Raw genomic sequence first — 24,023 nt, 5'->3', positions numbered from 1 at the left:
GAAATGTGAAGAGAAATTTAAAAAAATGTAAATAATATGTTTCTTTTTCACTTTAGTTATGTTAATATAATATTTGTAGCAAGTAATAAAGAAAAAAACATTGTCAGAACATAGTAATTATGTTAATCTGTCTAAGTACTTAGTATGCGGAAGTAGTTCAGTGGTAGAACATCACCTTGCCAAGGTGGGGGTCGCGAGTTCGAACCTCGTCTTCCGCTCCACAACATGGAGGAATACCCAAGTTTGGCTGAAGGGATCGGTCTTGAAAACCGACAGGCGAGTCAAATCGCGCGGGGGTTCGAATCCCTCTTCCTCTTCCATTTTTACTTTAATAAATAAATATAGCAACAAAGTGACGTTATTCATAACATTGTCGCGGGGTGGAGCAGTGGTAGCTCGTCGGGCTCATAATCCGAAGGTCGCAGGTTCAAATCCTGTCCCCGCAACCAATGGTCTGGTAGTTCAGCTGGTTAGAATGCCTGCCTGTCACGCAGGAGGTCGCGGGTTCGAGTCCCGTCCAGACCGCCATTTTTATTTCGATAAAAATAGCAGTAAGCAACACCATTATTTAGGGTCGGTAGCTCAGTTGGTAGAGCATTAGATTGAAGCTCTAAGTGTCGGCGGTTCGATTCCGTCCCGACCCATACTAAAGAAGATTTGCACTTGATGCAAATCTTCTTTTTTTATAATTGTACCGAAGGTGCAAGAGACGTTGAAAAAGAAATATTTTGAACAATAATCCAAGCATGACGAGGCAGCAAGTGGTATTTAAAAAGAAAAGGTTGTAAATAATAGGCTAGGATGCGGTGGTTAGATGAAAAAATATAGGTATGATTTTAAAAAAGAAGATTCTTTTGATGATGAAATTTTAATGTTGAATGAGGAAGGGCATGTACTTTATGAATTAGTTAAAAATAAGCATAATTTAGGTACTGCCATTATACATCATACAATCAGAGGTGGCTTGAAATTTACCTATAAAATTTTAGATATTTCTGGTCAGATTATATGGTCACTCAATTGTTTGTTTACAGGTTTTTGTTATAAACTTTCATCTAATAAAATGAATTATGAGGTTATTCAAAAGAGAGTTCAATTATTAGAAAAAAAACAATTGTTTACTATAGCGAATCAGAAATATGAATTTGAATTAACATCTAAAAAAGAAGGACGACTAACCTGTAACGGTGAATTAATAGCAACTGCATTTGATTCGAACGCCTTACAGCGAAAAAATCAACAATTTGAAATTGTTATTTTTGCTACAGAAGATAAAATGGCTGCACTTATGGCAGTATTTTTTCAAAGTTTTTATATTGAGAGATAGAGTATGACTATGACCTTTCTCACCAATTATTAATTTTGTCCCCAAGTTAAATAGTAGATAAAAATATTTAATTTGGGATCATCATTTTCTATAAAGGATGTGGTATGATGAATAAGGTTCCGTTCACACATCATAAAAAATTCAAATAGGTTGAAATAAGTATTGCATTCATTTCTTTATTATGTTAATATAATATTTGTAAGTGAGTTATGCGGAAGTAGTTCAGTGGTAGAACATCACCTTGCCAAGGTGGGGGTCGCGAGTTCGAACCTCGTCTTCCGCTCCACAATATGGAGGAATACCCAAGTTTGGCTGAAGGGATCGGTCTTGAAAACCGACAGGCGAGTCAAATCGCGCGGGGGTTCGAATCCCTCTTCCTCTTCCATTTTTACTTTAATAAATAAATATAGCAACAAAGTGACGTTATTCATAACATTGTCGCGGGGTGGAGCAGTGGTAGCTCGTCGGGCTCATAATCCGAAGGTCGCAGGTTCAAATCCTGTCCCCGCAACCAATGGTCTGGTAGTTCAGCTGGTTAGAATGCCTGCCTGTCACGCAGGAGGTCGCGGGTTCGAGTCCCGTCCAGACCGCCATTTTTATTTCGATAAAAATAGCAGTAAGCAACACCATTATTTAGGGTCGGTAGCTCAGTTGGTAGAGCATTAGATTGAAGCTCTAAGTGTCGGCGGTTCGATTCCGTCCCGACCCATACTAAAGAAGATTTGCACTTGATGCAAATCTTCTTTTTTTTAGGCTCTTTGTCAAATGACGTTGGTGAAGATATTCAATTGAATAAAAGAGTCGACTAATTTGAGCGACAAATGAACAAAGACAGTTTCTACAGAAGAAGCGTTGTTTCTGAAGTAAGAGAAACGTTCGGTACGTACCAATCAGTGGAAGTGTGATTCGAGAAGTTTGGGTTCCATTTTTAATAATCGAAAATGCCTTGTTTTCCATGCGTGTCTCTTTGCTTTTCTCTACAAGCTCTTGAAGATATTGACCATCACTTTTTTCACCCGTTGTCACAATTGCAGCTGTAATAATACGTTCATCACTTATCGCAATATGTGTTTTAAATCCAAAGAAAGCTGAGTCCGCAGATTTATGTCCTACGCGTGCGTCTGGATCACATGAGTAACTCAGTTGTACTTCATAATCATCAATCACTTCTTTTAAAACATTTAACTTTTCTTTTACAGCCGGGATATGCGCTATCTTTGATTGCGTTTCCACAACTTCTACAACTTGACGACAGTAGTCCACTTCTTCTCCAACTTCATTTGACGTTGGTTTCGTAGGGAATTTCCCTTTCATACTTTCATCGAGTTGGTAGACGGCTTTGCGCACATTTTTTGATTTTTCCTGTAAAAATTCTTTCGGTGATTTTTGATTATAACGAGCTTTCGTATGTGTGGCATCGACAATAATTGTTTTACTTGTGATAAGACCTTTTTCTAAAGCAATTTCTACTGTCTTACCAATGAGTAAATCTAATAAATTCATGTCTTGAAGACGAAGTCGACGAAATTTTGTCAGTGAACTTGAATTGATGACATCCTCTTCAGGTGCCATGTCTAGAAAATATTTAAAGGACATGTCGTATTTAGAACGATCGACAAGGTCGGCATCTGATAAGTCATGAATTGCTTTTAGGAGTAAATATTTGAACATACGAATTGGTGGAATCGCATTTCGACCATTATCCAAACAGTATTTTGATTTTAATTCGTCTATAATAAATGAAAAATCAACGAGTTCATTGATCTGGCAAAGCATATTATCTTTTGGAATGATTAAATCATATAGTGCCATATAGGGACTTAAGTTAAGGGGTTCTTGTTTGGAAATCATGGTCGCACCACCTTTAATTAGTAACTACTATTATACAGGATGGTCCGTGACCGGGCGAGACCACATTTTAACCCATGAATAGTACAAGTTGATGGAGTGCAGGCGGCGACTTCTGCGGGAACAGCGCGAGCGGAAGCACCCGGACTGAGCGAAGCGAGGGAGAAGGCTGGAGCCGTGCCCGCGAAAAGCGTCCGCCGGAACGAAAAGCGTCCGCCGGAACGAAAAGCGTCCGCCGGAACGAAATTCGTTCCTGTCCTCGCTTATCTGTGCATAAGTGGACTTTTTCAGTGCCCTCGCACTTGATGCAAATCTTTTTTTATAATATGGGCAATAACCCTAAGGAATTTCTGTTTTACATTCGTAATATCAACAGAGTGAAATGTAGAAAAATGCATAGGATCCTCAACTAGTGCTTGCTATATTGGAAAATACTTCGTATAATGGTGACAAGTTAATAGCAACGGTTTGAGCGAATGAGAGACCTTTAAAGAACGTATATGCAAATATATGTTTTTTAAAGGTCTCTTTTTTCGTACCTAAAAATAGGAGGAATTTAATATGACAAACGCTTCAGCATTTAAAAGACAGCAAACAATCGACGATTTACAACAGAAAACATATGATTTACTTGTAATTGGTGGCGGTATTACAGGAGTTGGGATAGCGCTTGATGCAGCTACACGTGGTTTGTCAGTAGCACTTGTTGAAATGCAAGATTTCGCAGCAGGTACATCAAGTCGCTCGACAAAACTAGTTCATGGAGGATTACGTTATTTAAAACAATTCCAAATAAAAGAAGTAGCTGAACTAGGTAAAGAGCGTGCCATTGTCTATGAAAATGGTCCTCATGTTACGACACCCGTATGGATGTTGTTACCCTTCCATAAGGGAGGTACATTTGGTAAATACTCGACAAATATCGGTTTACGTCTCTATGATTTTTTAGCTGGTGTTAAACGTTCAGAACGACGATTTATGCTAAATAAAGAAAATACATTAAAAAAAGAACCACTTGTTAAACAACAGGATTTACAAGGTGGTGGTGTCTATGTGGAATATCGTACTGATGATGCGCGTTTAACAATTGAAGTAGCAAAATCTGCTATAGAACATGGCGCAACGCTAATTAATTATACGAAAGCTGAAAAATTCCTTTATAATGAAAAGGGAGTCATCAGTGGTATTCAAGCAAAGGATCTACTGAACGACGAATTATTAACAATAAAAGCAGCAAAAACAATTAATGCAGCAGGTCCATGGGTGGATGATGTTCGTTCGATTGAAGGGAAAACAGCAGGTAAACATTTAATATTGTCAAAAGGTGTTCATCTTGTCTTTGATGAAGCTGTATTCCCATTGAAACAGGCTGTTTATTTTGATACGCCAGATGGTCGTATGGTATTTGCGATTCCACGTAATGGTAAAGCTTATGTAGGTACAACGGATACTTTTTACGAAGGAGATCCGAAAAATATGGATATTGAACAGGCGGATCGCGATTATATAATGAAAGCAATTGCTTATATGTTCCCGAATGTAAAAATTACAGAAGCAGATATTGAATCAGGATGGGCAGGAGTGCGTCCTTTAATACATGAAGAAGGTAAAGGACCATCTGAAATTTCTCGTCATGATGAAGTATGGGAATCAGATAAGGGCTTGATCACTATTGCAGGAGGAAAATTAACTGGTTATCGTAAAATGGCAGAGAGTGTTTTGGATAAATTACAACCATTTTATAAAGAGCAATTTGGTAAAACACTTACACCTTGCGTAACTAAAAAGTTAAAAATATCAGGTGGAGAAGTGGGTGGCTCGGCTAATTTAGCTACTTTTATTGCTAAACGAACTGCTGCTGGCATAGCGGTTGGGTTAACGGAAAAAGAAGCAGCACACTTAGCACAACATTATGGAGCCAATGTAGATCAGGTTTTTGCCTTTGTGCAAGATGCACCTAAAACGATACCAGCGATCATTTATGCGCAATTACAGTACGGTATGACAAATGAACTTGTGCAACATCCCAATGATTTCTTTATTCGCCGTACAGGAAATATGTTTTTTAATATTAAAGAAGTGATTGATCATAAAGATGTTGTACTTCAATTGATGAACGAGCAACTTCAGTGGACAGATGATTTATTCACTAAATTTACAGCGGATGTAGACAACGAAATTGAGCGTGCTACAACGGCGAAATAATAGCCATTTGAAGGAGAGAGAAACAATGCATTTTAAAAATCAGCAAATTATTCCGGCAGCAAAAACAATTAGTCAAGTTGATAAGGCTTTTGCTAGTCCCTATGAATATATCGTATTATTAGAGGTGCATATAAGCCAACTCATGCCAATTAAACGAGAGGCAGATCGCGTCGGTAAAAAAATGATTATTCATGCGGATTTAATACATGGTTTGAAAACAGATAACTTTGCGGCAGATTTTTTATGCAATGAAATTAAACCAGCAGGTATTATTTCTACCCGTTCAAATATGATTTTAAAGGCAAAAAAAAATGGTATTATCGCTATTCAACGCATTTTTTTAATTGATACAATTGCTTTGGAAAAAAGTTATTCGTTAATTGAAAAAACAGCTCCTGATTATATTGAATTATTACCGGGCGTTATACCAAATATGATTGCTGAAGTCTATGAACGAACAAATATTCCTGTTATTACAGGTGGATTAATTCGAGAAAAATCAGAGATTAGAGATGCATTAGCAGCGGGAGCCATTGCTATCACTACATCTGATAAAAATCTTTGGAAATAAATGAAAATTAATGTTGACGACAAGTAAAATATTCCCTACAATAACATTAACATAATAAAAACGTGGTTGAGTTCAGGATTCCGCAATTAATCGGCTAGCCATTAGCCTGTTTTTTGCGGAATTTTTGCCGTCCATAGTGTATGTTACAAGGGGGAGAAATTATATGTCTACTTTTACAGCAGAACTAATCGGTACGATGCTCTTGATTTTGTTTGGTGGAGGGGTCGTAGCAGGAGTATCATTACATAAATCGAAAGGTTTAGGTGGTGGTTGGATTGTCATTACATACGCGTGGGGTCTCGCTGTGGCGATGGCAGCGTATGCAGTAGGAGGAATCAGTGGTGCTCACTTAAACCCAGCCTTAACTCTTGGTTTAGCTGTGATCGGTGATTTTCCGTGGGAAAATGTACCCGCTTACATTTTAGCGCAAATGATTGGTGCTATTTTAGGAGCGGTGCTTGTATACTTCATGTACTTACCACATTGGAAAGGTACGAAGGATCCGGGAGCAAAACTAGCCGTCTTTGCTACATCACCAGCAATTAAACATCCATTATCAAATTTAATTGCGGAGATGATTGGAACATTTGCACTTGTATTGGGTATCTTAGCTATAGGAACAAATGATTTAACTTTAGGTTTAAAACCATTTTTAGTAGGTATGTTAATTGTAGTAATTGGTATGGCTCTTGGTGGACCAACTGGTTACGCAATCAACCCAGCTCGTGACTTGGGTCCACGTATTGCGCATGCTTTCTTACCAATCGCAGGTAAAGGTTCATCAGGTTGGAGCTATGCATGGATTCCTGTAGTCGGACCGATTATTGGTGGGATATTTGGTGCCCTGTTCTTCCAACAGATTTTTGAAGGAAAAAATAGTATACTATTCTGGGTATTCGCTTTACTTGTTGCCGTTATTTTCATCGGTGCACAAATGACATTGAAAAATATTAAAGAAGAAGAAAACTAAGGGAGGCAATACAGATGAAAGAAAACTATATTTTAGCAATCGACCAAGGAACTACAAGTTCTCGTGCAATTTTATTTGATAAACAAGGTGAGATTTTTCACTCGTATCAACAGGAGTTTCCACAAATTTTCCCAGAGTCAGGTTGGGTAGAACATGATGCGGAACAAATTTGGTCATCTGTATTATCTTGTATCGCTACAGTATTAGCAGATAAGCATGTTGAAGCAAAACAAATTTCGGCATCGGTATTACAAATCAGCGTGAAACAACAGTTGTATGGAATAAACATACGGGTAAACCAGTGTACAATGCAATCGTCTGGCAATCACGTCAAACTGCTGGAATTTGTGAAGAATTAAAAGCTGCGGGTCTTAATGACAAATTCCGCGACAAAACAGGATTACTAATCGATGCTTATTTCTCAGGTACAAAAGTAAAATGGATCTTAGATAATGTAGAGGGTGCGCGTGAATCAGCTAATAATGGTGATTTACTATTCGGTACGATTGATACATGGTTAATCTGGAAACTGACAGCAGGTAAAGTACATGTAACAGATTACTCAAATGCGTCACGTACATTGATGTACAATATTTATGACTTGCAGTGGGATACAGAACTATTGGATATACTTGGTGTACCTGCATCTATGTTACCGGAAGTAAAACAATCATCAGAAGTGTATGGTCATACGAATGCAGCGCAATTTTATGGTGCGGAAGTACCGATTGCAGGTGCAGCAGGCGATCAGCAAGCAGCATTATTTGGACAAGCTTGCTTTGAAACGGGTATGGTGAAAAATACGTATGGTACAGGTTGCTTTATGCTAATGAATACAGGCGATAAAGCTGTGAAATCAGAAAATGGATTGTTAACAACTTTAGCGTGGGGGATTGATGGTAAAGTAACATATGCACTTGAAGGAAGTATTTTTGTTGCTGGCTCAGCGATTCAATGGTTACGTGATGGCTTGCGTATGTTCCGTGATTCAGCAGACTCTGAAATGTATGCAAATCGTGTAGAATCAACAGAAGGTGTATATGTTGTACCTGCTTTTGTAGGGTTAGGAACACCATACTGGGATTCAGATGTAAGAGGCGCAGTATTTGGTTTAACAAGAGGAACAACGAAAGAGCATTTTGTACGCGCAACACTTGAATCATTATGTTATCAAACAAATGATGTCTTATCAGCCATGGAAGCAGATTCTGGTATTCCATTTACAACTTTACGCGTAGATGGTGGTGCTGTTGCGAATAACTTCCTTATGCAATTCCAATCAGATTTACTTGATGTACCAGTAGATCGCCCTGTCATTAATGAAACGACAGCATTAGGTGCAGCCTATCTTGCCGGTTTAGCGGTAGGTTTTTGGAACTCTAAAGAAGATATTGCATCCTATTGGAAGTTGGATCGTAAATTCGATCCAAGTATGGATGATGATGAGCGTAAAAAACTGTATAGTGGTTGGAAAAAAGCTGTACAAGCAGCACAGGTATTTAAATAAAATAAACAGTAAAAAAGTCTTCCCTCCATGTATGATAAATACAGAAGGGAAGGCTTTTTTACTTTAAGTACATAACAAAAAAGTTGCTTTTAATTAGGTAACTAGAACAGACGTAAAAATGAGTGGGGTATGGACTTTGAATTATCTTGAAAGTAGCAGCTGATTGGTTAGTGAGCAAAGAATTTTTCATCAAGAGACATGGCACCATGCACACGAGAAAGTGTAGAACTTATTTTTAAAAGATATATGAAAGTCCAAGAAAAATTTGTTGTAACTGTGAATTTAACATATGCTCTCTTTTCCAACACAAAAAGCCTTTAAACTACTTAAAAATAAACAGAGAAATTCTCGTTCGTTTCAAGTAGCTTAAAGGCTATAACTATAAAATCATCGTGTAATGTTTAAATGAAAAAGGGGATATTATGTAGTCGAAAATGAACAAACCGTATTTTTGATGTTTCTTGGTTTGAGTTCATCTCCAAGAAAAATCTATTTCACGCGTAACCATTATTAGATTGAGTCAGCTAATGAATTATTCACTCTTCAAATAAATCATCCGCAAGCGTATCAATTTCTTTTTTTAGTTGAGCGGTCCCCATGGTATCTATGGTGATAGAGTGATCATCGTGAAAGAATAATTGATCACCAATCTGCGCATCAGATGGTAACCGTGTTTTCTTCATTACTTTTGTTGAACCATCCTTGTATTCAATGATAGCGAATCTATTTTCGAAACGGTCGATAATACCTGTATGCATTAGCGCTCCACCTTCGTAATAATGTTTTTACCATTCGAAATAAAGACAATGCTACCGTGTTGATCAGTGCGGTATGTTTTTGCGCCTATCTTGTCTAGACGCTGTAGCACATCTTTTGTGGGGTGTTTGTAGCGGTTATCTTCACCGACACTTATCGCAGCGAGTTTTGGTTGTATCACGCCTAAAAATGCCATCGTTGTTGCTTCTGCAGCACCATGGTGACTAACTTTAAGCACATCAACTGGCTGTAAATTATGCGCAGTCATCATATCTTTTTCAGCTGGTATTTCTGCATCACCTGTTAAGAGGAATTTTTTGGCGCCATGCGTCACAAGCAACACAGCACTCCAATCATTTAAATCAGATTTACTATAGTCCTTTGTTGGTGAGATGAAATCCAATGATAATCCAGTAGTGGAAGTGGGAATAGCTACACCATTTTTAGCTATTTTTATTTTTAAGGAGTGCTCTTTCACAGCCAATAAAAACTGTTTATAGGCATCAGTTGTATGTGTAATACGTGGTGCATAAACCTGTGTCACATCCATTTCACGAATTACTTCTGCTAATCCACCAATATGATCAGCATCAGGGTGTGTAGATACGACTGCATCCAGTTTGGTGATGTTTTGTTCATGCAAGTATGCTAATACTTCATCTCCCTGCCCCTTATTACCAGCATCAATTAAGAAATTTTCTGAAGCGGATTGAATTAGGAGTGCATCCCCTTGTCCAATATTAATTATATGAAGCTTTAATTCATCAAGTTTAGTAGTCGTTACTTTATTCGTTGCGCCAGATGAAGCCTCAGTTGGTATGTTTTTTAGGGCCTCGTTATCTCCACCAAGCAATCCAAAACTTGCAAGTGCAAGCATCGCGAGGGAAATGATAATATATGTTGCTATTTTTTTCATAAACTACCTCCGTTAATCATAGTAGCATATTAAGAATACGGTCACAAAGCTTTATCTATAATTAATAAAAAATGACTTATAAAATACTTGAATTATATAAAAGTACTATTGAAATAGAAAATACTTAACTGGAAATAGAAAATTAGCTTAATAAAAAATGAGAAACGATATGTAATATCGTTTCTCATTTTTTGTGAAAGCTAAAAGAGTGTTGAAGAGAATGATTATATAGCTTTGAACAATCACATTATTCAATTGTTATTTTATAATCATCTGCTTGAATCATTCCAAGGTTTTTTTCGAAAATACGAAGTAAAATACTATTTAAAATGATGGGAAGAATGAAAAATAGACCAATCATTATGGCTGTATTTACAAATGACCATCCACCATCTGCTAGATTAATAAAATTGAGAGGTCCAACGAGCCCCGACAGTCCAAAACCCGCACTCATCGGTGTTCCTTGAACATTTAATAGACCAGCAAGTGCTCCAAGAATAGCGGCAGTAATCATCATAGGAAATGCAATTCTTGGTTTCATAAAGAAGTTGCGCATTTGAATTTTCGGAGAGCCTAGGACATGCGCTAAAGCTGTTCCGAGAGAATTTGCACGATAGCTTGCGATACATAAACCAACACCTGCTGCTACGACACCCAGATTAGCTGCACCAGCTCCAATTCCTGATAACATAATTACTGTTGCTACACCGACAGTAGACAGGGGAGATAAGATTAATACGCAGAAAATTACAGCGATTAATGCCCCCATTACAATTGGTTGTAAGGTCGTAACATAACTGATGCCATCACCGACATAACCTGTCCCTGATTTAATATAAGGTAAAAGTAAATAACCGATTAAACCGGGGATAAAAATGGACAGAGTGGGCATCAGTAAAATTGTATAATCTTTCAGTTTTGTCCCAACTAATTGAACAAATAATACAGCTAAACCAGCTGTAATACCAGTATTTAACACAACACCTATACCGGCAAGCGTCATGGAGCCATCGTCATTGAACTGTGCGACACCAGACCCCATTAACGCAGCCAATCCAACACTAGCTGTTTGGATGGGTGTTAATTTGAAAGCCATGCCAACTGTCACACCGATTAATACCGGTAACATACTCATTGCCAACACAGATAATTGAATTAAAGTGTTTAAAAATGGGAGATCTGCTACAAATAATTTAAAAATCTCACTTATTAATGCATTGGGAATTAATGCAACAACAATACCAATACTCATACCTGTTAGTAATTTACTCATAAATAATTTCATAGTTGAACTCCTCTTTCTTTATACAGTAAATACAGTTTAATGCGTTGAAGTGGAAAAGTAAATGTTTTTTTTGATTTTTCTAATAATTAATCAACTTTTAAGTAACGTTAGAACTGCATTAAAATGGGTATTAGTAGTATATAAATAAGTTGAGGGGGATTTTGATGAAGCGCATAGCTATGAGTTTTTTTGTCGTTTTATTAATTGCCTTACTCGGTGCTTGCAATAAGCAACTACCTAATTCTGTACAGCTCGGTTCTGTCGATTCACACGGGAAAATCGATGTTACTAGAACACTATCAGATGATCAAATTTTTGCTCGTTCTAGCGAATTGATTGCAGATGCACGCAATATTAAACTTGCTGATCATAGAACAGACCATTTGTCAGCAATGTATATACAGTTTACAAATGAAAAACAAAATGTTGTAAAATCGAATTATTATTTATGGGATGATAAGCAAAATGCCCGCTATATTTGTAAGCCATATTTTGATGCAGATAACTTATATTATGAAATAACTGAACAAGAATATCGTATCTTAAAAAGACAGCTAAGTGCTGTGTCGACAAGTAATGAAGCAATTGTCAAGGACAAAAAAGCAAAAAAACCTATGAAACAGCATGATTATTCAGGCAGTTAAACAATAGAATAGCGGAATAATGTCTACATAAATGTACACATTATTCCGCTATTTTTATGTAGGGTAGAAGCATCATGGTGACAAGTCATGTAGCATGAATTATGCTTCTACTTATGATAATTGTTTGTGAAAGTAATGCGTATCTACAGCACTCAATAACAATTTGAGATCATCTTGTGCAATATTTTTAACAACTTGATTAAAGCTTATTTTTTCTGAGCCAGGGTAACTTAACTGAATAGCATAACGACAAAGATTTTTTTGAGCACTGGGTAGTATGGAGATTTTTTCAATTAAGCTATCATAGTTTAGAGCCATATCTTGTACAAGTGAACTTAAAAATGTATCAGTTAAACCGATGCCTGAAATAATATAACTAGTGGATATCCACTCATCTGTTGGTTCACTTGAGGTATACTTAGTATAGCAATTCAATAAATAGTGAAAATCTTTGTCATGTTGTGTATTCCTAAAATTGAACATTGAATTCACCATCTTTCTTTGTAGTTCTTTAATACCCATGAAAACGAAAAGACTAACATATAATGGCGGGTAGTTACCTATAAAAACTTAAATAAACTGAATATATATATATTAAATGTTTTAATAACGAAATCGGAGGGTATTTAAATACTAACAACGTAGATTTAATTGGCTGCATGCTTATTTAAAGCTAACTCCTCTTGCTTTAAATAGCATTCATCAAATTACCTCATACAATAAAAGAAAAGCTTGTTCCCATTATGGGAACAAGCTTTTCTTTTATTAATAAAGCGCGTACAGAAGAATGCTATGCTAACCAATATATTTTATAGCACCATATAGATGTACGATAAGATGAGAGGTTGTTTATGACGCACTTTTTTCGTCTAGCCAAGGTGTAAACCAACTTCTTTAGAAAAGCATTGATTACGTTCCATAAAAGAAGCCTTCTCTGAAAAATGTTTTCCACAAGAACAAACATAACGTCGACACTTATATTACAGAACAGTAAGTTATTCAAACCATTTTAAGCGGTTAATTTTTGTATTTGATTATCATGCATTTTAGAGGTAATTGACTGACAAGCTAGCCAAATAGGTATACGCTTGGGGCATATGTAATAACAATTATTAGCAATAAAAAGATTACTGAAAAATAACGTTAATGAAATGTCAGCGCCACTTTTTTACAGAAGGCACTTTTTTTCATCAACGTTATGTAGTGTGAAAATTTTATCGCTTTTTATTTTGTGGAAAAAGAGCTTCTGTTAATACATAAAATACCGCGGCTATGATTCCGGCAATCATTAAGTTACTAGAACCTAAAAATGGCAAACTACCAACGATTATGAATAAAAGAATACGTATGAGTATTTTCATTATTTGCATCTTAAAAAAACTAGCGAGCCAATCGATTATGTAAGAAGCGATTATGCCATAAGTGATTAACAGTAAAACATATAAGCTAAATACATACCATAGTCTGCTCGTTTCAATCGAATCATAGAAAAATATTTTTACAGTTATTGTAGATAAAAAGGCTGTAATAAGTGCAATGGCAAAACGGTTATTTAGTGAGTGCATTCAATCGACCTCCTAGAAACTTCTTCTATTATACGCTATTCCAAATAATAATTCTTCTTTGATTGAAGATCTTGTCCAATTATTTGTCGTTGTAAAATAGCGGTTTTTGATATAGTTTATTCCCTAGTATGGATTTACGAATAAAGTCAATAAAAAACAGCTAGGAGCGGGGAATAAATCCCTTGACTAGCTGCATTTATATCGTTAAATTTCGTCGGCAACACCTAGCATTACAATGCCAATCATTATGATGAAAATAACAAAATATTGACGTTTTGAAAGTTTTTCTTTTAAGAATATTCTTCCTAGAATAATCGAAAATATAAAGAATGAGGCAATAATAGGTGCAGAAATTATTGCGTAAGATGCCATTGCCTTCACATAAAAGAATTGACCACCTGTTTCAAGGACAGCAGCAATGGTACGGTCTTTTTGTTTGAAAATATTCATAAATTCTTTTTTTACGAAATATAAGTAAAGCCAGTAGATAATCGCTACGATGAAGAAAGTATATTCATAAGCAATAAGTACTTCATCACTAGTTAATAATTTCAAATTATCAAGTACGATGCCGTCACCGAATGATGCAACGCCGTCAAGAATAGCGTATAAAAGTGGGAATACGAGTGCAACGAAGCCATATTGATATTTTTTATCAACTTTGACCCCAGCCAATTTACGTATAATCTCATCTTGGTGACGTTCAATGACAGCAATCCATACCACACCAAATGTAATAATGGCGATTCCGCTATAGTGAATCCAATTGTTTTCACTTGGGAAGAAAATATATAACAAAATTACTGTAATTGCACCTGAAGTATTTTGCAATGGCGCAGCAATTGAAAGTTCTAAGTAACGTAAACCGACATAACCAAAAATCATTGAGGTGATATACAAGGCTGAAATAGGTAAATATTTAATCATATTTTCGAATTGGAAGTCTAGATTATTAGCGAACATATAAATTGTCGCATGAATACCCATAACAATACCGACCATAATTGCGATTTTAGCATGACTGTTTTTATCTTTAATATCAGAGCCTTTTTTATAAAATAAGTTTGCTGCTCCCCAACAAACCCAAGTAATCATTGCAAATAAGAACCACATAAAAATATTTTCTCCTTTATAAGTACATTTATAGTTTACAATCGTCTAGTAGATGGCCGTGTAAGCTATAAATGCTATGGAGAAATGTGGCGTGACAATGCTTCAGTAAGTTCTTCAATGGATGAGGATACAATGCCATTTTGTTTGATCAATCCAATCACAAAAAGATTGCGATAGACGAATTGATTTTCAACGGCGTCTTGTTGTAAAGCGGCGATTTTTTGTAGGTGATCGCGACCTTGTTGGCGAGAATCTGTGAAAAGGGCAAAGATAGGACGATTTAACATTGAAAACGCACCTATTTCTGCAGCAACGCCACTATCAATCTCTACACCATCGATAACAGCTACTAAAAAATCACTATTTTTTAATGCGTCAATGTCTGCAGTAGCAATTTCTTCACTGTTAGCAAATGCTGTTTTATCATTAATAGCAAAATTCTCTTGTGGTACATATAAATCTACACCATCAATCGTTTTACGGATTGCCGATGCAACTAGCTCATTAACTAAACGATCGCCTAGACCGAATAAGCCATTGGCTAAATAACCTTTATTCATAAATAGTGACCTCCATTCTGTATTATTGTATGTATTTTATCAATTAAAAACAACCTCTTTTTAAAACTATATAAAAAAACATCGCCTGTTAAGGGCGACGTGGTTATAAATTATTTGCAGTTTAGTAAAATGAGACCTTCTTTTTGTTGGTAGGTATCCGCATGAATTGTCGTCATTTTTAATTGGTCTAGCACTTCAGGAGAGACACCGATTTGATAACCTTCAATAGTAATGACTAAGTCCGAATCAATCAGTGTATCGATATCTGCACCGATCATCATACCATCGGGACTTCTTACGCCATAAAAGCGTAGCATTAATGATGCGTTATCCTCTGTAGCTTTCGAGATAAATTGTTTACCAGCGCGAGTGAGTTTCAATTATGTGGCACATTCCTTTCACCATCTAATCTTTCTATTGTAGAGTAGTTGTATTTTCCACTTAAAGAGAAAATATAAACCTGTATACACAAAGAAAATTATTTACGTGTAAGGAATTCTGAAATTAAAATAAAGAGCAGAATAACTGTAAAAGCAATGATGAAAAACCAAGTTGGTGTGGAACCGAATAATAGCATAGTTAAAACCTCCGATGTCAAGAATATATAAAGCATATCATAATTATTGTTGACTTTAAAAAAATACCTACAATATACTAGAAATGCAATGTAATGAAGGGTAGAATAGTATTAAACGTAAGCAGAGAGGACGATGAAAATGATTCATATCAATTGGGCAGACGCGCCGACGATTAAAAAATTAACTTGTGTACAAACAGATGCGAAAAAATATGTTGTATCAAATGTTTTGACTGTGGGAAAAGAATACGAATTGAAAAATGAGACAGACGAGTTTTATTTCGTAATTGATAATACAGGAAAAATAGGCGGTTTTTACAAAGAATACTTTAGTCACTAATCAATAGGATGGACAAAGCTATTTCATTAGCATTTAAATTCCACTTTATATAGTAGTTGCAATCGACAAGTAGTTGGAGCAAGTACGATAACAAAAAGAGGGATTTAAGCGCATGGAATAGTTTTTTTGCTGTTTAAAAACAGCTTTTTTATAAGCAGAATTAGGGAATATGTTATGCTAAGAGAAGCGTTAGAAAAGGAGGCAGTAACCATGTTAGCAATCATTCAGCAAGAGATTCAAAAGAGACAGCTTATTACCAATGAACTTCGTTATAGTAACCTCATCCCACAGGGAGGGTATAAATCACCAGACGAACATTTATTTGAAGATGTATTAGTAAGTTTGGTATTAAAAAAACCAGTCTTACTAAAAGGTCCATCAGGCTCAGGGAAAACAAAAATGGCGGAATCTATTGCTGCACTTTTTAATCAACCGATGCATAGCATTAATTGCTCCGTCGATTTGGATGCCGAGAGTATGCTAGGGTTTAAAACAGTTGTGCAAAAAGACAATCAAACGATGATTGAGTTTATAGAAGGGCCAATTGTTAAAGCGATGAAACTTGGTCACCTACTTTATATAGATGAAATTAATATGGCTAAACCTGAAACGCTCCCAATCTTACATAGCGTCTTAGATTATCGCCGTATGTTAACGAATCCTTTCACAGGAGAAGTCATACATGCCCATGAAAACTTTGGTGTCATTGCAGCTATCAATGAAGGCTATATTGGTACGACACCAATGAATGAAGCATTAAAGAACCGTTTTATATCGTATAGTGTACCCTATATTTCTGGTGAACAATTAGCAGAACTCCTTGATGAAACATATGATGACTTACAAATGGACTTAAAACAGATGATGTTAAACTTATCGCAAGATTTGCGTCAGCAAGTAATCACTGGGTTGTTGAGTGAAGAAGCAGCATCCATCCGTAGCTTATTGGATGCAATAGATTTGGCTCAGCATATAGATATTTCACGTGCTATACAATATGCTATCTCTGAAAAATTAGAAGATCAGTCTGAAAAACAGCTTGTAATGGAGCTGGCTAATACTTGGATTGGGTAGGTGATTTGAATGGACCGCTTTATCCAATTTAATAACGAGCAGATTGATGCAAGACAGATGATTTCCTATGAAAATTTGGCTCGAGCTTTAGCACGAAACAGTACCTTATCACTAATCGAACGTCAATTCATGGAGCTGACGCCAAATGAAGAAACGATAGCTATGTCCGTATTTTGGCGTCATCGTGATGAATCGACAATGCATTTAGGGCGTTTATCAGATATTTATCTACTTACAGAAGGATTTTGGCGTCATTTTGCTGTACTTGAGTGGCTAGAATTAGAGCAAGAACTAACTAATTTTCATTATCCAAAGTTAATGAAGCAACTCTTTATTATGGCGGAGGAGTTTCGTTTGATGGAACAAGTTGGGAAAACTCGGCCGGGGACAAAAAAAGCTTTTGCCTTACGCAGTGCGACTTATTTGGCAACCTACAAACATCAGATGGATGATTATCGCCAAAAAGGTTTCTTAGCTGAAGCATTGATGACTTATTTATATGTTGCCATTCATGAAGGTGCTCCGTCTTTACCAACTGGTGGTATTTATGATAAATTCGAGCAATTACTACCGCTTTGGCAACATGTATATGATAGTGACAAAACAACGGATTCTATCGCTATTATTTATCGCCTCAATCCAATGATTGAGCTTCTCATGACAAAGGATCTCACGTTAAATTTCTATGCGTTACTTGATAGCGTTTCACAGCATTTTATAGCAGATCATGAGCATAAAGGTGTTTGTGGCGTTGAACAAGGAAATACCGATGAAGCAAAGGAAACAATTGAAGAGGTTTTCCGTACATGGCATCGTGAATCACAAGATGACTCTGGCACGCATATGCGCTTTGAATTAGAACGTGGTAATGCTGGTAAAGCGTTGTCGGACGAAGCAGTAGAGGGGCAGGGCGGACAAGATATTTCTGAAGTGGGAACGGGTGGGGATAGTGATTCGAGTGCCAAACCACAAAAAGAAGACAGTGCCGCTACAAAACAATTAAAAAAGAAATACAATCAATCAGGCGACAGTTTTGGGAAAGAACATGAGCATGTTATTTATGAAGAAAAGCGTATTGAAGCATCTCAAACAGCAGCTGAGCAGCAGATGATTGAGCAGTGGCGTTTAGAGCAAGAACCTCATGTGCGTGCGTTAACGACAGAGTTACGCAAACGTATGGCGCAGAAAAAAATAGATAAACGCACACATCTTTCTTACGGGCGTTTATCCCAACGGTTGTTATTGAGTTTTGTGACAGATGATCGACCAAAACCTTTTTATAAAAAAGATGCACCAGCAAAACCGTTAGATGCCGTCTTTGGTTTGTTAATAGATGGTTCTGCCTCAATGATGGATAAAATGACAGATACGAAAAAAGCAGTACTTTTATTTCATGATGTCTTGCGCTCATTAACTATTACGCATGAAATGGTCAATTTTTATGAGGATGCCTATGAAGCAACGGCAGAAAATCAACCGAATACATTTGAGTGGTTGCATAAATTAGAAGACGGTTCAAAAGATTCAAGTATGAATATTGTGGCAATGGAACCTCATGAAGACAATCGAGATGGTTTTGCCATTCGTTGGATGACCGAACGATTAAAGCGTCGATCTGAAAGACATCGATTTTTACTTATTTTTTCGGATGGTGAACCATCGGCTTTTGAGTATGCGCTCAATGGGGTTTTAGATACTGCACAAGCTGTAATCGAAGCGGAAAAAGAACAAATTACCGTGCTGCATTTATTTTTAAATACAACAATGCCAAGTGAAGAACAACTACAACTTTTTGCGACCATTTATGGGAAGCAATCGATTGTTGCAGATGATGTAGAGCATTTTTCAGAAATCACACTACGCATCCTGCGAAAAGTTTTAGCACTCGTCGTTTCATCTATGTAAAAAACGCTTGAATAGCTGAGCTATTCAAGCGTTTTTTACATTCTAGTTAGTTGTATTTTTGGGGTTGTTTTGCAAGGATAGCAGACGTTGTTTTAAGTCTTCTTCCATACGACCGATCTCAATCTCAGCATCGCGACGTTTCTCTCGACCCTCAGCTTGAATTTGAAGTGTCTCTTCTATAGTAGAGATAAGATTCTCTTGTGTGGTTTTTAGTGTTTCAATTTCTACGATACCACGCTCGTTTTCTCGAGCGGTTTCAATCGTATTTACTTTCAGCATTTCAGAGTTACGTAATAATAACTCGTTTGTCGTAGCGGTAACTTGTTTTTGAGCTTCAACGGCTTTACGTTGATTATTCAGCGTCAATGCAATCGCGATTTGATTGCGCCATAGTGGTATGGCTGTCATAATCGATGATTGAATTTTTTCTGCTAATGTTTGGTTCGTTTGTTGAATCATACGAATTTGAGGAGCAGATTGGATAGTGATTTGTCGCGATAATTGTAAATCGTAAATGCGTTTTTCCAAACGATCGACAAACTGGGCCATATCATTTACTTCTTGAACGGCCATTTGATCGTTGGATGCTTCCGCTTTTTTTCGCATGGCTGGAATAATATCATTATTAATTTCATCGCGTTTCAGCTCTGCAGCCGCGATATAAACATTCAATGCTTCAAAATATGTTTTGTTTTGATCATATAATTTATCAAGCATTTGTACATCGTCGACTAAACCACGTTTTGAATGTTCCAGTTGTACGCCAATGCGATCAATTTGTGTTGATAATTTTTGATAGCGTGTAACCAATTCTTGAATCGAGCGTTGGACGCGACCAAATAGTTTGCGCAAACCTTTCGGTTGCTCTTGTTGAAGCTCTTCTGGGTTGATTTCATTTAGCTTATGCATTAAATCTTTTAAGATATCACCAACTGGTCCAATATCTTTTGATTGTACATGATCAAGCATTTTATTTGAGAAGTTTGATAGTGCAGTCTGAGCGTTAGCCCCATAAGTTAGAATCGCTTCGTAGCTGCCAGTTGGTATTTGTGAAGCTAATTGTACTGCCTTTTTCTGATCTTCTTCAGATAAACGCTCCATTTGACGAAGAGGACGAACTTGTGAATCATTTTTTACTAGTTCTTGTTGTTTTGGTTCCATTGAAAATGGACTAGATAATAGATCATCGAGTGATTGATCCGTTTTATTCTCAGTCATAATGCTAATCCTCCTTATTTCCTGCATATCTTCTATTTGAAATTTTTACAACATCTAACTCTACTTTTAATTCCTCAATATCAGAAGCTAAAACCTGACGTAAATCTTTTTCCATTGATTGCAATAAATCTTCTAGCGTATCACGTGTACGCTGTAAGGCGATATGCAACTCCGTATCCTTCACTTGTTGCCGCGTTAGGAATGCAAATTTCTCTGTTAATTCAGCAGCTGAAGGGAGATGAGAGTAGAAGAAAATCTCCGCTTGATAAAATTTTGGTGGGTTTGCTTGTACAATCGCGATAATCCGTTTTGATAATCGGCTCATTTCATATAAATGTTTAATACCTGAAATGGAGCGAATTTTCGTATACATCCGATTAAATTGGCGCAATGATTCATTGGCTTCGGCAAGCTGCGCTTCTATATGATTATATTCCGAACGTGTAAAACTGAATTGGCGACGTTTTTTTGAGCGTTGGTAAGCCTTGAGTGCAATATTGCTAACGATGAAAATTAAAATCGAAATGGCTGAACTGATGAAAAAGCCTAATCCGAAACCAAGTGTAGCAATTAATAGTGTAATGGGTATTGTTATAAGCGAATAAATAAATCGCATAATTGAATGTCCTGCATGTAACATTTGATATCCCTCCTAAATCCTCTTTAGTTATATACGATTGAAAAATGAGAAGGTTTCAATTCAGAATATATATTATTAAAATATAGGCAAAAAAGAACTGTCTCCTAATACTAAAATTAGCACTAGGAAAACAGTTCAGACAAGTTAATCTTTACGCTGCTGATTGATTTTATCAATTAATAAATTAATTAACTCAAGCACATGTTTTGATGCTTCTTCAATCTCAGCTAGGCATTGTTCAGCTTTTTTAGTATCACCATTATTATAGTAGCTAGCAGCTTGCTGCGCTGAGCTATGAACAGTAGCGTGATAGCTTTCCAAATCTTTAAAGGCAGCCATAGAACCAAATCGAGCAATGGTTTTCGGTGATTCATACCATTTACCAAGACGACAATCTCGATGTGAAGAAATCGTACTCGCATCAATTTCTTCTAGCCCAAGGAACATATTATAAATTTTCCACTTCCATAATATATGATCTGCTTTGGAAAGTTGCAGTAGGGCATAACTGGATAATGGAACATTGCTATCTGTAACAAGACTTAGTCGGAAGCCATCAATTTCTTTACTCAAGCGATGAATACCAGAAGAAGTGGCTTCACCAAGCGCTCGAATATCATTTTGAAGGTCGGAAATTTGAACCATTCGATTCGACACATCGTCAATAGCTGTGGATTGTTCTTCAGAGATTGAGGCAGTCATTTTGACAGCATCATTAATCTCGGAAATTTCAACGACAATTTGACTTAATAATGGCAATGAATTTTTCGCATCTGAAGTGGCTTCTTTTATGATAGTTGTCGTCTCTGTAATAGAGTCTTGTACACTATTTGAATAAGATTTTAAATGTTTGACATTAGTAGACACCTCCGTCAAAGCAGCAACTGTATTTTCAGCGAGTTTGCGAACTTCCTGTGCAACGACAGCAAAGCCCTTACCATGTTCGCCGGCACGAGCGGCTTCAATGGAAGCATTTAAAGCAAGTAGATTAGTTTGATCAGCAATTTGGTTGATGAGCGTTACAACATTTTCAATATCCCCGACACGTTTTTGTAATTCGCTAAAAGACTCTACTATAGAAGAAAATGTTTCACCAGTTGTCATAATTTCATTTAAAGCGCTCCCAATTTCATTTTGTGAATTCAGTGCATACATTACAGATTGGTTTGTTTTTTCTGAAATACGGGAAGAGGTTCTAGCAACCTCTGAAATAGAAGCGGTAATTTGTTCTGTCGCAGCTGTAGACGAATGTATTTCTTCCGTTTGACTATTTAAACTGTAAATAAGATCCTTCATATACATAATTTGCGAATTAATATCGATTAACTGTGTAATCTCTGTAACGGAATGCTCCAAGGTGCGCTCTGTAAAAGCTTCAAATAGTAGCTCCTGGTCAACGTTCACAGCAGATTGGAAGGAACGCATCAAGTCAAATGCTTTGGCAGGCTTGAAACCAAAGTTATACAATAGATGGGTAGTAATATAAAAAGCGAATTGATTAAACACGACAATTGTTTTACCAACCTCTAAATTATATTCTCTTATTTTATAGAAAAAACGAAGTGCACAATCAACATATTGAGAAGTGTTACGTGGTTCTAAGAAGAAATTATGTAAATAAGCATCAATCATTGCTTCTGAAATAGCTGGACTATCTGCTGGTGAGATTTCTACTAAATATTGAGTGAATATTTCACGCATAGATGGTGTTGAATGTGCTAGCTTATCAAAGATGTATTGTAAATTCTCTTGGTCTTTGGTCGTAAAATGATTAAAGGCTAATGTTTTCGTAAAGCGTTCAGCAGAGACGATATCCGTGCCACGTTCTAATAATTGATCCAGTCGTAACTTAGGTCTAATAGAAGATAACATTGTAAAACCTCCAAGTATGATTTTTTGTACAATAGTCTATATAGTTATTTTATCATATTCGATATAGGTCGTATAGTACAAAAAAGGTGAATGAGATATGTATAAAGACGTAGAAAGAAGGGGTATTATGTATAAAGTGATTTATATGAAAGCAGATTATGAACCGTGGTGGCAATTTGAAGGCTGGCAGGATTATGTTGTATCAGAAAGTATTTTTACAGATGAAAGAGAGGCACAGGGCTATCTCGCTAAAAAAATACAAGAGTTTTCAACAGAATTCTGTTACAATAGAAAGAACAAAGAACGTTTTTGGGCATTCTGGTCTGAAGGTGACGAAGATTTTTGTGAGCAATGTGCTGATTCAGTACAGATTTACCATGGGCTTATATGGCAAGAAGAGCAATAACTTTGGCAATATATGGTTCTGGTGCTAGAATAATGTTCATATATCTATTGACATTAAATTACCGTATGCTATAATATATTTAACAAATGAAACAGAAATACCGTTACCGACCATTCACATATTATAATAAGTGATCAGGGTATATTATGGTACTTATTATAATATGTGGATTTTTTGTATGGTAAGAACGCTTCATATTGTTCACTTTAATTTTGGAGGTTTTTTAAATGACACAAGGTACAGTAAAATGGTTTAACGCAGAAAAAGGATTCGGTTTCATCGAAATCGAAGGCGGAAATGACGTATTCGTTCACTTCTCAGCTATCCAAGGCGACGGTTTCAAATCTTTAGACGAAGGTCAAAAAGTTGAATTCGAAGTTACTGAAGGTAACCGCGGACCACAAGCAGAAAACGTTACTAAACTTTAATCTGCAAAATAAGAAGATGGTTTCGGCCATCTTTCTTTTATAATTTTTTTATTATTTATTTATTATTAAGCGTAACATTTGATTTGATACGTTTAATAATATGTAAATATTCATCGGAATCTTTCGATAAAAAAATACGTATTAAATTTATTTATTGGAGGAAACACACATGACACAAGGTACAGTAAAATGGTTTAACGCAGAAAAAGGATTCGGTTTCATCGAAATCGAAGGCGGAAATGACGTATTCGTTCACTTCTCAGCTATCCAAGGCGACGGTTTCAAATCTTTAGACG

Annotated in this window: 22 protein-coding genes, 10 tRNA genes and 2 pseudogenes; 22 read left to right on the top strand and 12 right to left on the bottom strand. The window is 36.4% G+C overall.

The window, feature by feature from the left end; all coding sequences use genetic code 11:
* Positions 1 to 146: 146 nt before the first annotated feature.
* From DEX24_RS15210 to DEX24_RS15160, 11 genes are all read left to right on the top strand, one after another.
* Positions 147 to 221: transfer RNA gene (locus DEX24_RS15210), tRNA-Gly, on the top strand.
* Between the two features lie 6 nt (positions 222 to 227).
* A tRNA-Ser gene (locus DEX24_RS15205) sits at positions 228 to 320 on the top strand.
* Between the two features lie 54 nt (positions 321 to 374).
* A tRNA-Met gene (locus DEX24_RS15200) sits at positions 375 to 449 on the top strand.
* A 2-nt stretch (positions 450 to 451) separates the two neighbouring features.
* Positions 452 to 528, top strand: a tRNA-Asp gene (locus DEX24_RS15195).
* Positions 529 to 571: 43 nt separating this feature from the next.
* Positions 572 to 644 (top strand) — tRNA-Phe (locus DEX24_RS15190).
* A 170-nt stretch (positions 645 to 814) separates the two neighbouring features.
* Positions 815 to 1,327 (top strand): tubby C-terminal domain-like protein, encoded by a 513-nt coding sequence (locus tag DEX24_RS15185; RefSeq protein WP_109307256.1) that lies wholly within the window; start codon positions 815 to 817, stop codon positions 1,325 to 1,327.
* Between the two features lie 211 nt (positions 1,328 to 1,538).
* Positions 1,539 to 1,613: transfer RNA gene (locus DEX24_RS15180), tRNA-Gly, on the top strand.
* A 6-nt stretch (positions 1,614 to 1,619) separates the two neighbouring features.
* Positions 1,620 to 1,712, top strand: a tRNA-Ser gene (locus tag DEX24_RS15175).
* 54 nt (positions 1,713 to 1,766) lie between these two features.
* Positions 1,767 to 1,841: transfer RNA gene (locus DEX24_RS15170), tRNA-Met, on the top strand.
* Between the two features lie 2 nt (positions 1,842 to 1,843).
* Positions 1,844 to 1,920 (top strand) — tRNA-Asp (locus DEX24_RS15165).
* Positions 1,921 to 1,963: 43 nt separating this feature from the next.
* Positions 1,964 to 2,036, top strand: a tRNA-Phe gene (locus DEX24_RS15160).
* Between the two features lie 242 nt (positions 2,037 to 2,278).
* Here DEX24_RS15160 and DEX24_RS15155 read toward each other — a convergent pair.
* Positions 2,279 to 3,178 (bottom strand): annotated as a pseudogene (locus DEX24_RS15155) (transposase); the annotation flags it as partial.
* 558 nt (positions 3,179 to 3,736) lie between these two features.
* Here DEX24_RS15155 and DEX24_RS15150 point away from each other — a divergent pair.
* The 4 genes and pseudogenes from DEX24_RS15150 (at position 3,737) to glpK (ending at position 8,428) form a co-directional block, all read left to right on the top strand.
* Positions 3,737 to 5,380 (top strand): glycerol-3-phosphate dehydrogenase/oxidase, encoded by a 1,644-nt coding sequence (locus tag DEX24_RS15150; protein WP_109307255.1) that lies wholly within the window; start codon positions 3,737 to 3,739, stop codon positions 5,378 to 5,380.
* Between the two features lie 25 nt (positions 5,381 to 5,405).
* Complete coding sequence (locus tag DEX24_RS15145) at positions 5,406 to 5,951, top strand: glycerol-3-phosphate responsive antiterminator (RefSeq protein WP_109307254.1); 546 nt, start codon at positions 5,406 to 5,408, stop codon at positions 5,949 to 5,951.
* Positions 5,952 to 6,114: 163 nt separating this feature from the next.
* The gene (locus tag DEX24_RS15140) at positions 6,115 to 6,921 is read left to right on the top strand and encodes an MIP/aquaporin family protein (protein WP_109307253.1); all 807 of its coding nucleotides are present in this window, start codon (positions 6,115 to 6,117) and stop codon (positions 6,919 to 6,921) included.
* A 14-nt stretch (positions 6,922 to 6,935) separates the two neighbouring features.
* Positions 6,936 to 8,428 (top strand): annotated as a pseudogene (gene glpK / locus DEX24_RS15135) (glycerol kinase GlpK).
* Positions 8,429 to 8,964: 536 nt separating this feature from the next.
* On the opposite strand, the gene DEX24_RS15130 reads toward glpK, so the two are convergent.
* From DEX24_RS15130 to DEX24_RS15120, 3 genes are all read right to left on the bottom strand, one after another.
* Positions 8,965 to 9,186: a DUF3006 domain-containing protein gene (locus DEX24_RS15130; protein ID WP_109307252.1), complete on the bottom strand. Its 222-nt coding sequence runs from the start codon at positions 9,184 to 9,186 to the stop codon at positions 8,965 to 8,967.
* On the bottom strand, positions 9,186 to 10,100 hold the full coding sequence (locus DEX24_RS15125) for a ComEC/Rec2 family competence protein (protein WP_109307251.1): 915 nt from the start codon (positions 10,098 to 10,100) through the stop codon (positions 9,186 to 9,188). Before DEX24_RS15125 ends, DEX24_RS15130 begins: the two co-directional genes overlap by 1 nt.
* 247 nt (positions 10,101 to 10,347) lie before the next feature.
* Positions 10,348 to 11,385 carry a PTS sugar transporter subunit IIC gene (locus tag DEX24_RS15120; protein WP_109307250.1) on the bottom strand — a complete coding sequence of 346 codons (1,038 nt, stop codon included), beginning with the start codon at positions 11,383 to 11,385 and terminating at the stop codon, positions 10,348 to 10,350.
* A 164-nt stretch (positions 11,386 to 11,549) separates the two neighbouring features.
* Between DEX24_RS15120 and DEX24_RS15115 the strand changes: the two genes are divergently transcribed.
* The gene (locus DEX24_RS15115) at positions 11,550 to 12,029 is read left to right on the top strand and encodes a hypothetical protein (RefSeq protein ID WP_109307249.1); all 480 of its coding nucleotides are present in this window, start codon (positions 11,550 to 11,552) and stop codon (positions 12,027 to 12,029) included.
* Positions 12,030 to 12,140: 111 nt separating this feature from the next.
* Here the strand turns inward: DEX24_RS15115 and DEX24_RS15110 are convergent, their stop codons facing one another.
* The 5 genes from DEX24_RS15110 to DEX24_RS15090 all read right to left on the bottom strand — a co-directional run bounded on the left by DEX24_RS15110 (position 12,141) and on the right by DEX24_RS15090 (position 15,647).
* Positions 12,141 to 12,512 (bottom strand): hypothetical protein, encoded by a 372-nt coding sequence (locus DEX24_RS15110; protein WP_109307248.1) that lies wholly within the window; start codon positions 12,510 to 12,512, stop codon positions 12,141 to 12,143.
* A 731-nt stretch (positions 12,513 to 13,243) separates the two neighbouring features.
* Positions 13,244 to 13,594 (bottom strand): hypothetical protein, encoded by a 351-nt coding sequence (locus tag DEX24_RS15105; protein WP_109307247.1) that lies wholly within the window; start codon positions 13,592 to 13,594, stop codon positions 13,244 to 13,246.
* A gap of 204 nt (positions 13,595 to 13,798) precedes the next feature.
* A complete protein-coding gene (locus tag DEX24_RS15100) occupies positions 13,799 to 14,707 on the bottom strand; it encodes an EamA family transporter (RefSeq protein ID WP_109307246.1) in 909 nt (302 codons plus the stop codon).
* 74 nt (positions 14,708 to 14,781) lie between these two features.
* The gene (locus DEX24_RS15095) at positions 14,782 to 15,267 is read right to left on the bottom strand and encodes a nucleoside 2-deoxyribosyltransferase (protein WP_109307245.1); all 486 of its coding nucleotides are present in this window, start codon (positions 15,265 to 15,267) and stop codon (positions 14,782 to 14,784) included.
* A 110-nt stretch (positions 15,268 to 15,377) separates the two neighbouring features.
* Positions 15,378 to 15,647: a hypothetical protein gene (locus DEX24_RS15090; protein ID WP_109307244.1), complete on the bottom strand. Its 270-nt coding sequence runs from the start codon at positions 15,645 to 15,647 to the stop codon at positions 15,378 to 15,380.
* A 336-nt stretch (positions 15,648 to 15,983) separates the two neighbouring features.
* On the opposite strand from DEX24_RS15090, the gene DEX24_RS15085 reads away from it, so the two are divergent.
* The 3 genes from DEX24_RS15085 to DEX24_RS15075 all read left to right on the top strand — a co-directional run bounded on the left by DEX24_RS15085 (position 15,984) and on the right by DEX24_RS15075 (position 19,163).
* Complete coding sequence (locus DEX24_RS15085; RefSeq protein WP_109307243.1) at positions 15,984 to 16,184, top strand: DUF6501 family protein; 201 nt, start codon at positions 15,984 to 15,986, stop codon at positions 16,182 to 16,184.
* A gap of 210 nt (positions 16,185 to 16,394) precedes the next feature.
* Entirely contained in the window at positions 16,395 to 17,258 is an 864-nt protein-coding gene (locus DEX24_RS15080; protein WP_109307242.1) for an AAA family ATPase, read from the top strand.
* A 9-nt stretch (positions 17,259 to 17,267) separates the two neighbouring features.
* Positions 17,268 to 19,163 (top strand): vWA domain-containing protein, encoded by a 1,896-nt coding sequence (locus DEX24_RS15075; protein ID WP_246131541.1) that lies wholly within the window; start codon positions 17,268 to 17,270, stop codon positions 19,161 to 19,163.
* A gap of 42 nt (positions 19,164 to 19,205) precedes the next feature.
* Here the strand turns inward: DEX24_RS15075 and DEX24_RS15070 are convergent, their stop codons facing one another.
* The 3 genes from DEX24_RS15070 to DEX24_RS15060 form a co-directional block, all read right to left on the bottom strand.
* Positions 19,206 to 20,381, bottom strand: coding sequence for a toxic anion resistance protein (locus tag DEX24_RS15070; RefSeq protein WP_109307241.1), 1,176 nt, complete (start codon positions 20,379 to 20,381; stop codon positions 19,206 to 19,208).
* 4 nt (positions 20,382 to 20,385) lie between these two features.
* On the bottom strand, positions 20,386 to 21,021 hold the full coding sequence (locus tag DEX24_RS15065; protein ID WP_109307240.1) for a 5-bromo-4-chloroindolyl phosphate hydrolysis family protein: 636 nt from the start codon (positions 21,019 to 21,021) through the stop codon (positions 20,386 to 20,388).
* A gap of 144 nt (positions 21,022 to 21,165) precedes the next feature.
* On the bottom strand, positions 21,166 to 22,893 hold the full coding sequence (locus tag DEX24_RS15060) for a globin-coupled sensor protein (protein WP_109307239.1): 1,728 nt from the start codon (positions 22,891 to 22,893) through the stop codon (positions 21,166 to 21,168).
* A gap of 97 nt (positions 22,894 to 22,990) precedes the next feature.
* Between DEX24_RS15060 and DEX24_RS15055 the strand changes: the two genes are divergently transcribed.
* The 3 genes from DEX24_RS15055 to DEX24_RS15045 form a co-directional block, all read left to right on the top strand.
* Entirely contained in the window at positions 22,991 to 23,299 is a 309-nt protein-coding gene (locus DEX24_RS15055; RefSeq protein WP_249033891.1) for a DUF1033 family protein, read from the top strand.
* A gap of 227 nt (positions 23,300 to 23,526) precedes the next feature.
* Complete coding sequence (locus tag DEX24_RS15050) at positions 23,527 to 23,727, top strand: cold-shock protein (RefSeq protein ID WP_109306888.1); 201 nt, start codon at positions 23,527 to 23,529, stop codon at positions 23,725 to 23,727.
* A gap of 169 nt (positions 23,728 to 23,896) precedes the next feature.
* A partial coding sequence (locus DEX24_RS15045; protein WP_146193003.1) for a cold-shock protein occupies positions 23,897 to 24,023 on the top strand: 127 nt, incomplete at its 3' end.

The organism is Kurthia sibirica (assembly GCF_003143975.1).
GTDB lineage: Bacteria > Bacillota > Bacilli > Bacillales_A > Planococcaceae > Kurthia > Kurthia sibirica.
The sequence above is the reverse complement of the archived record's forward strand: the minus strand, read 5'-3'. Positions and strand labels throughout refer to the sequence as shown.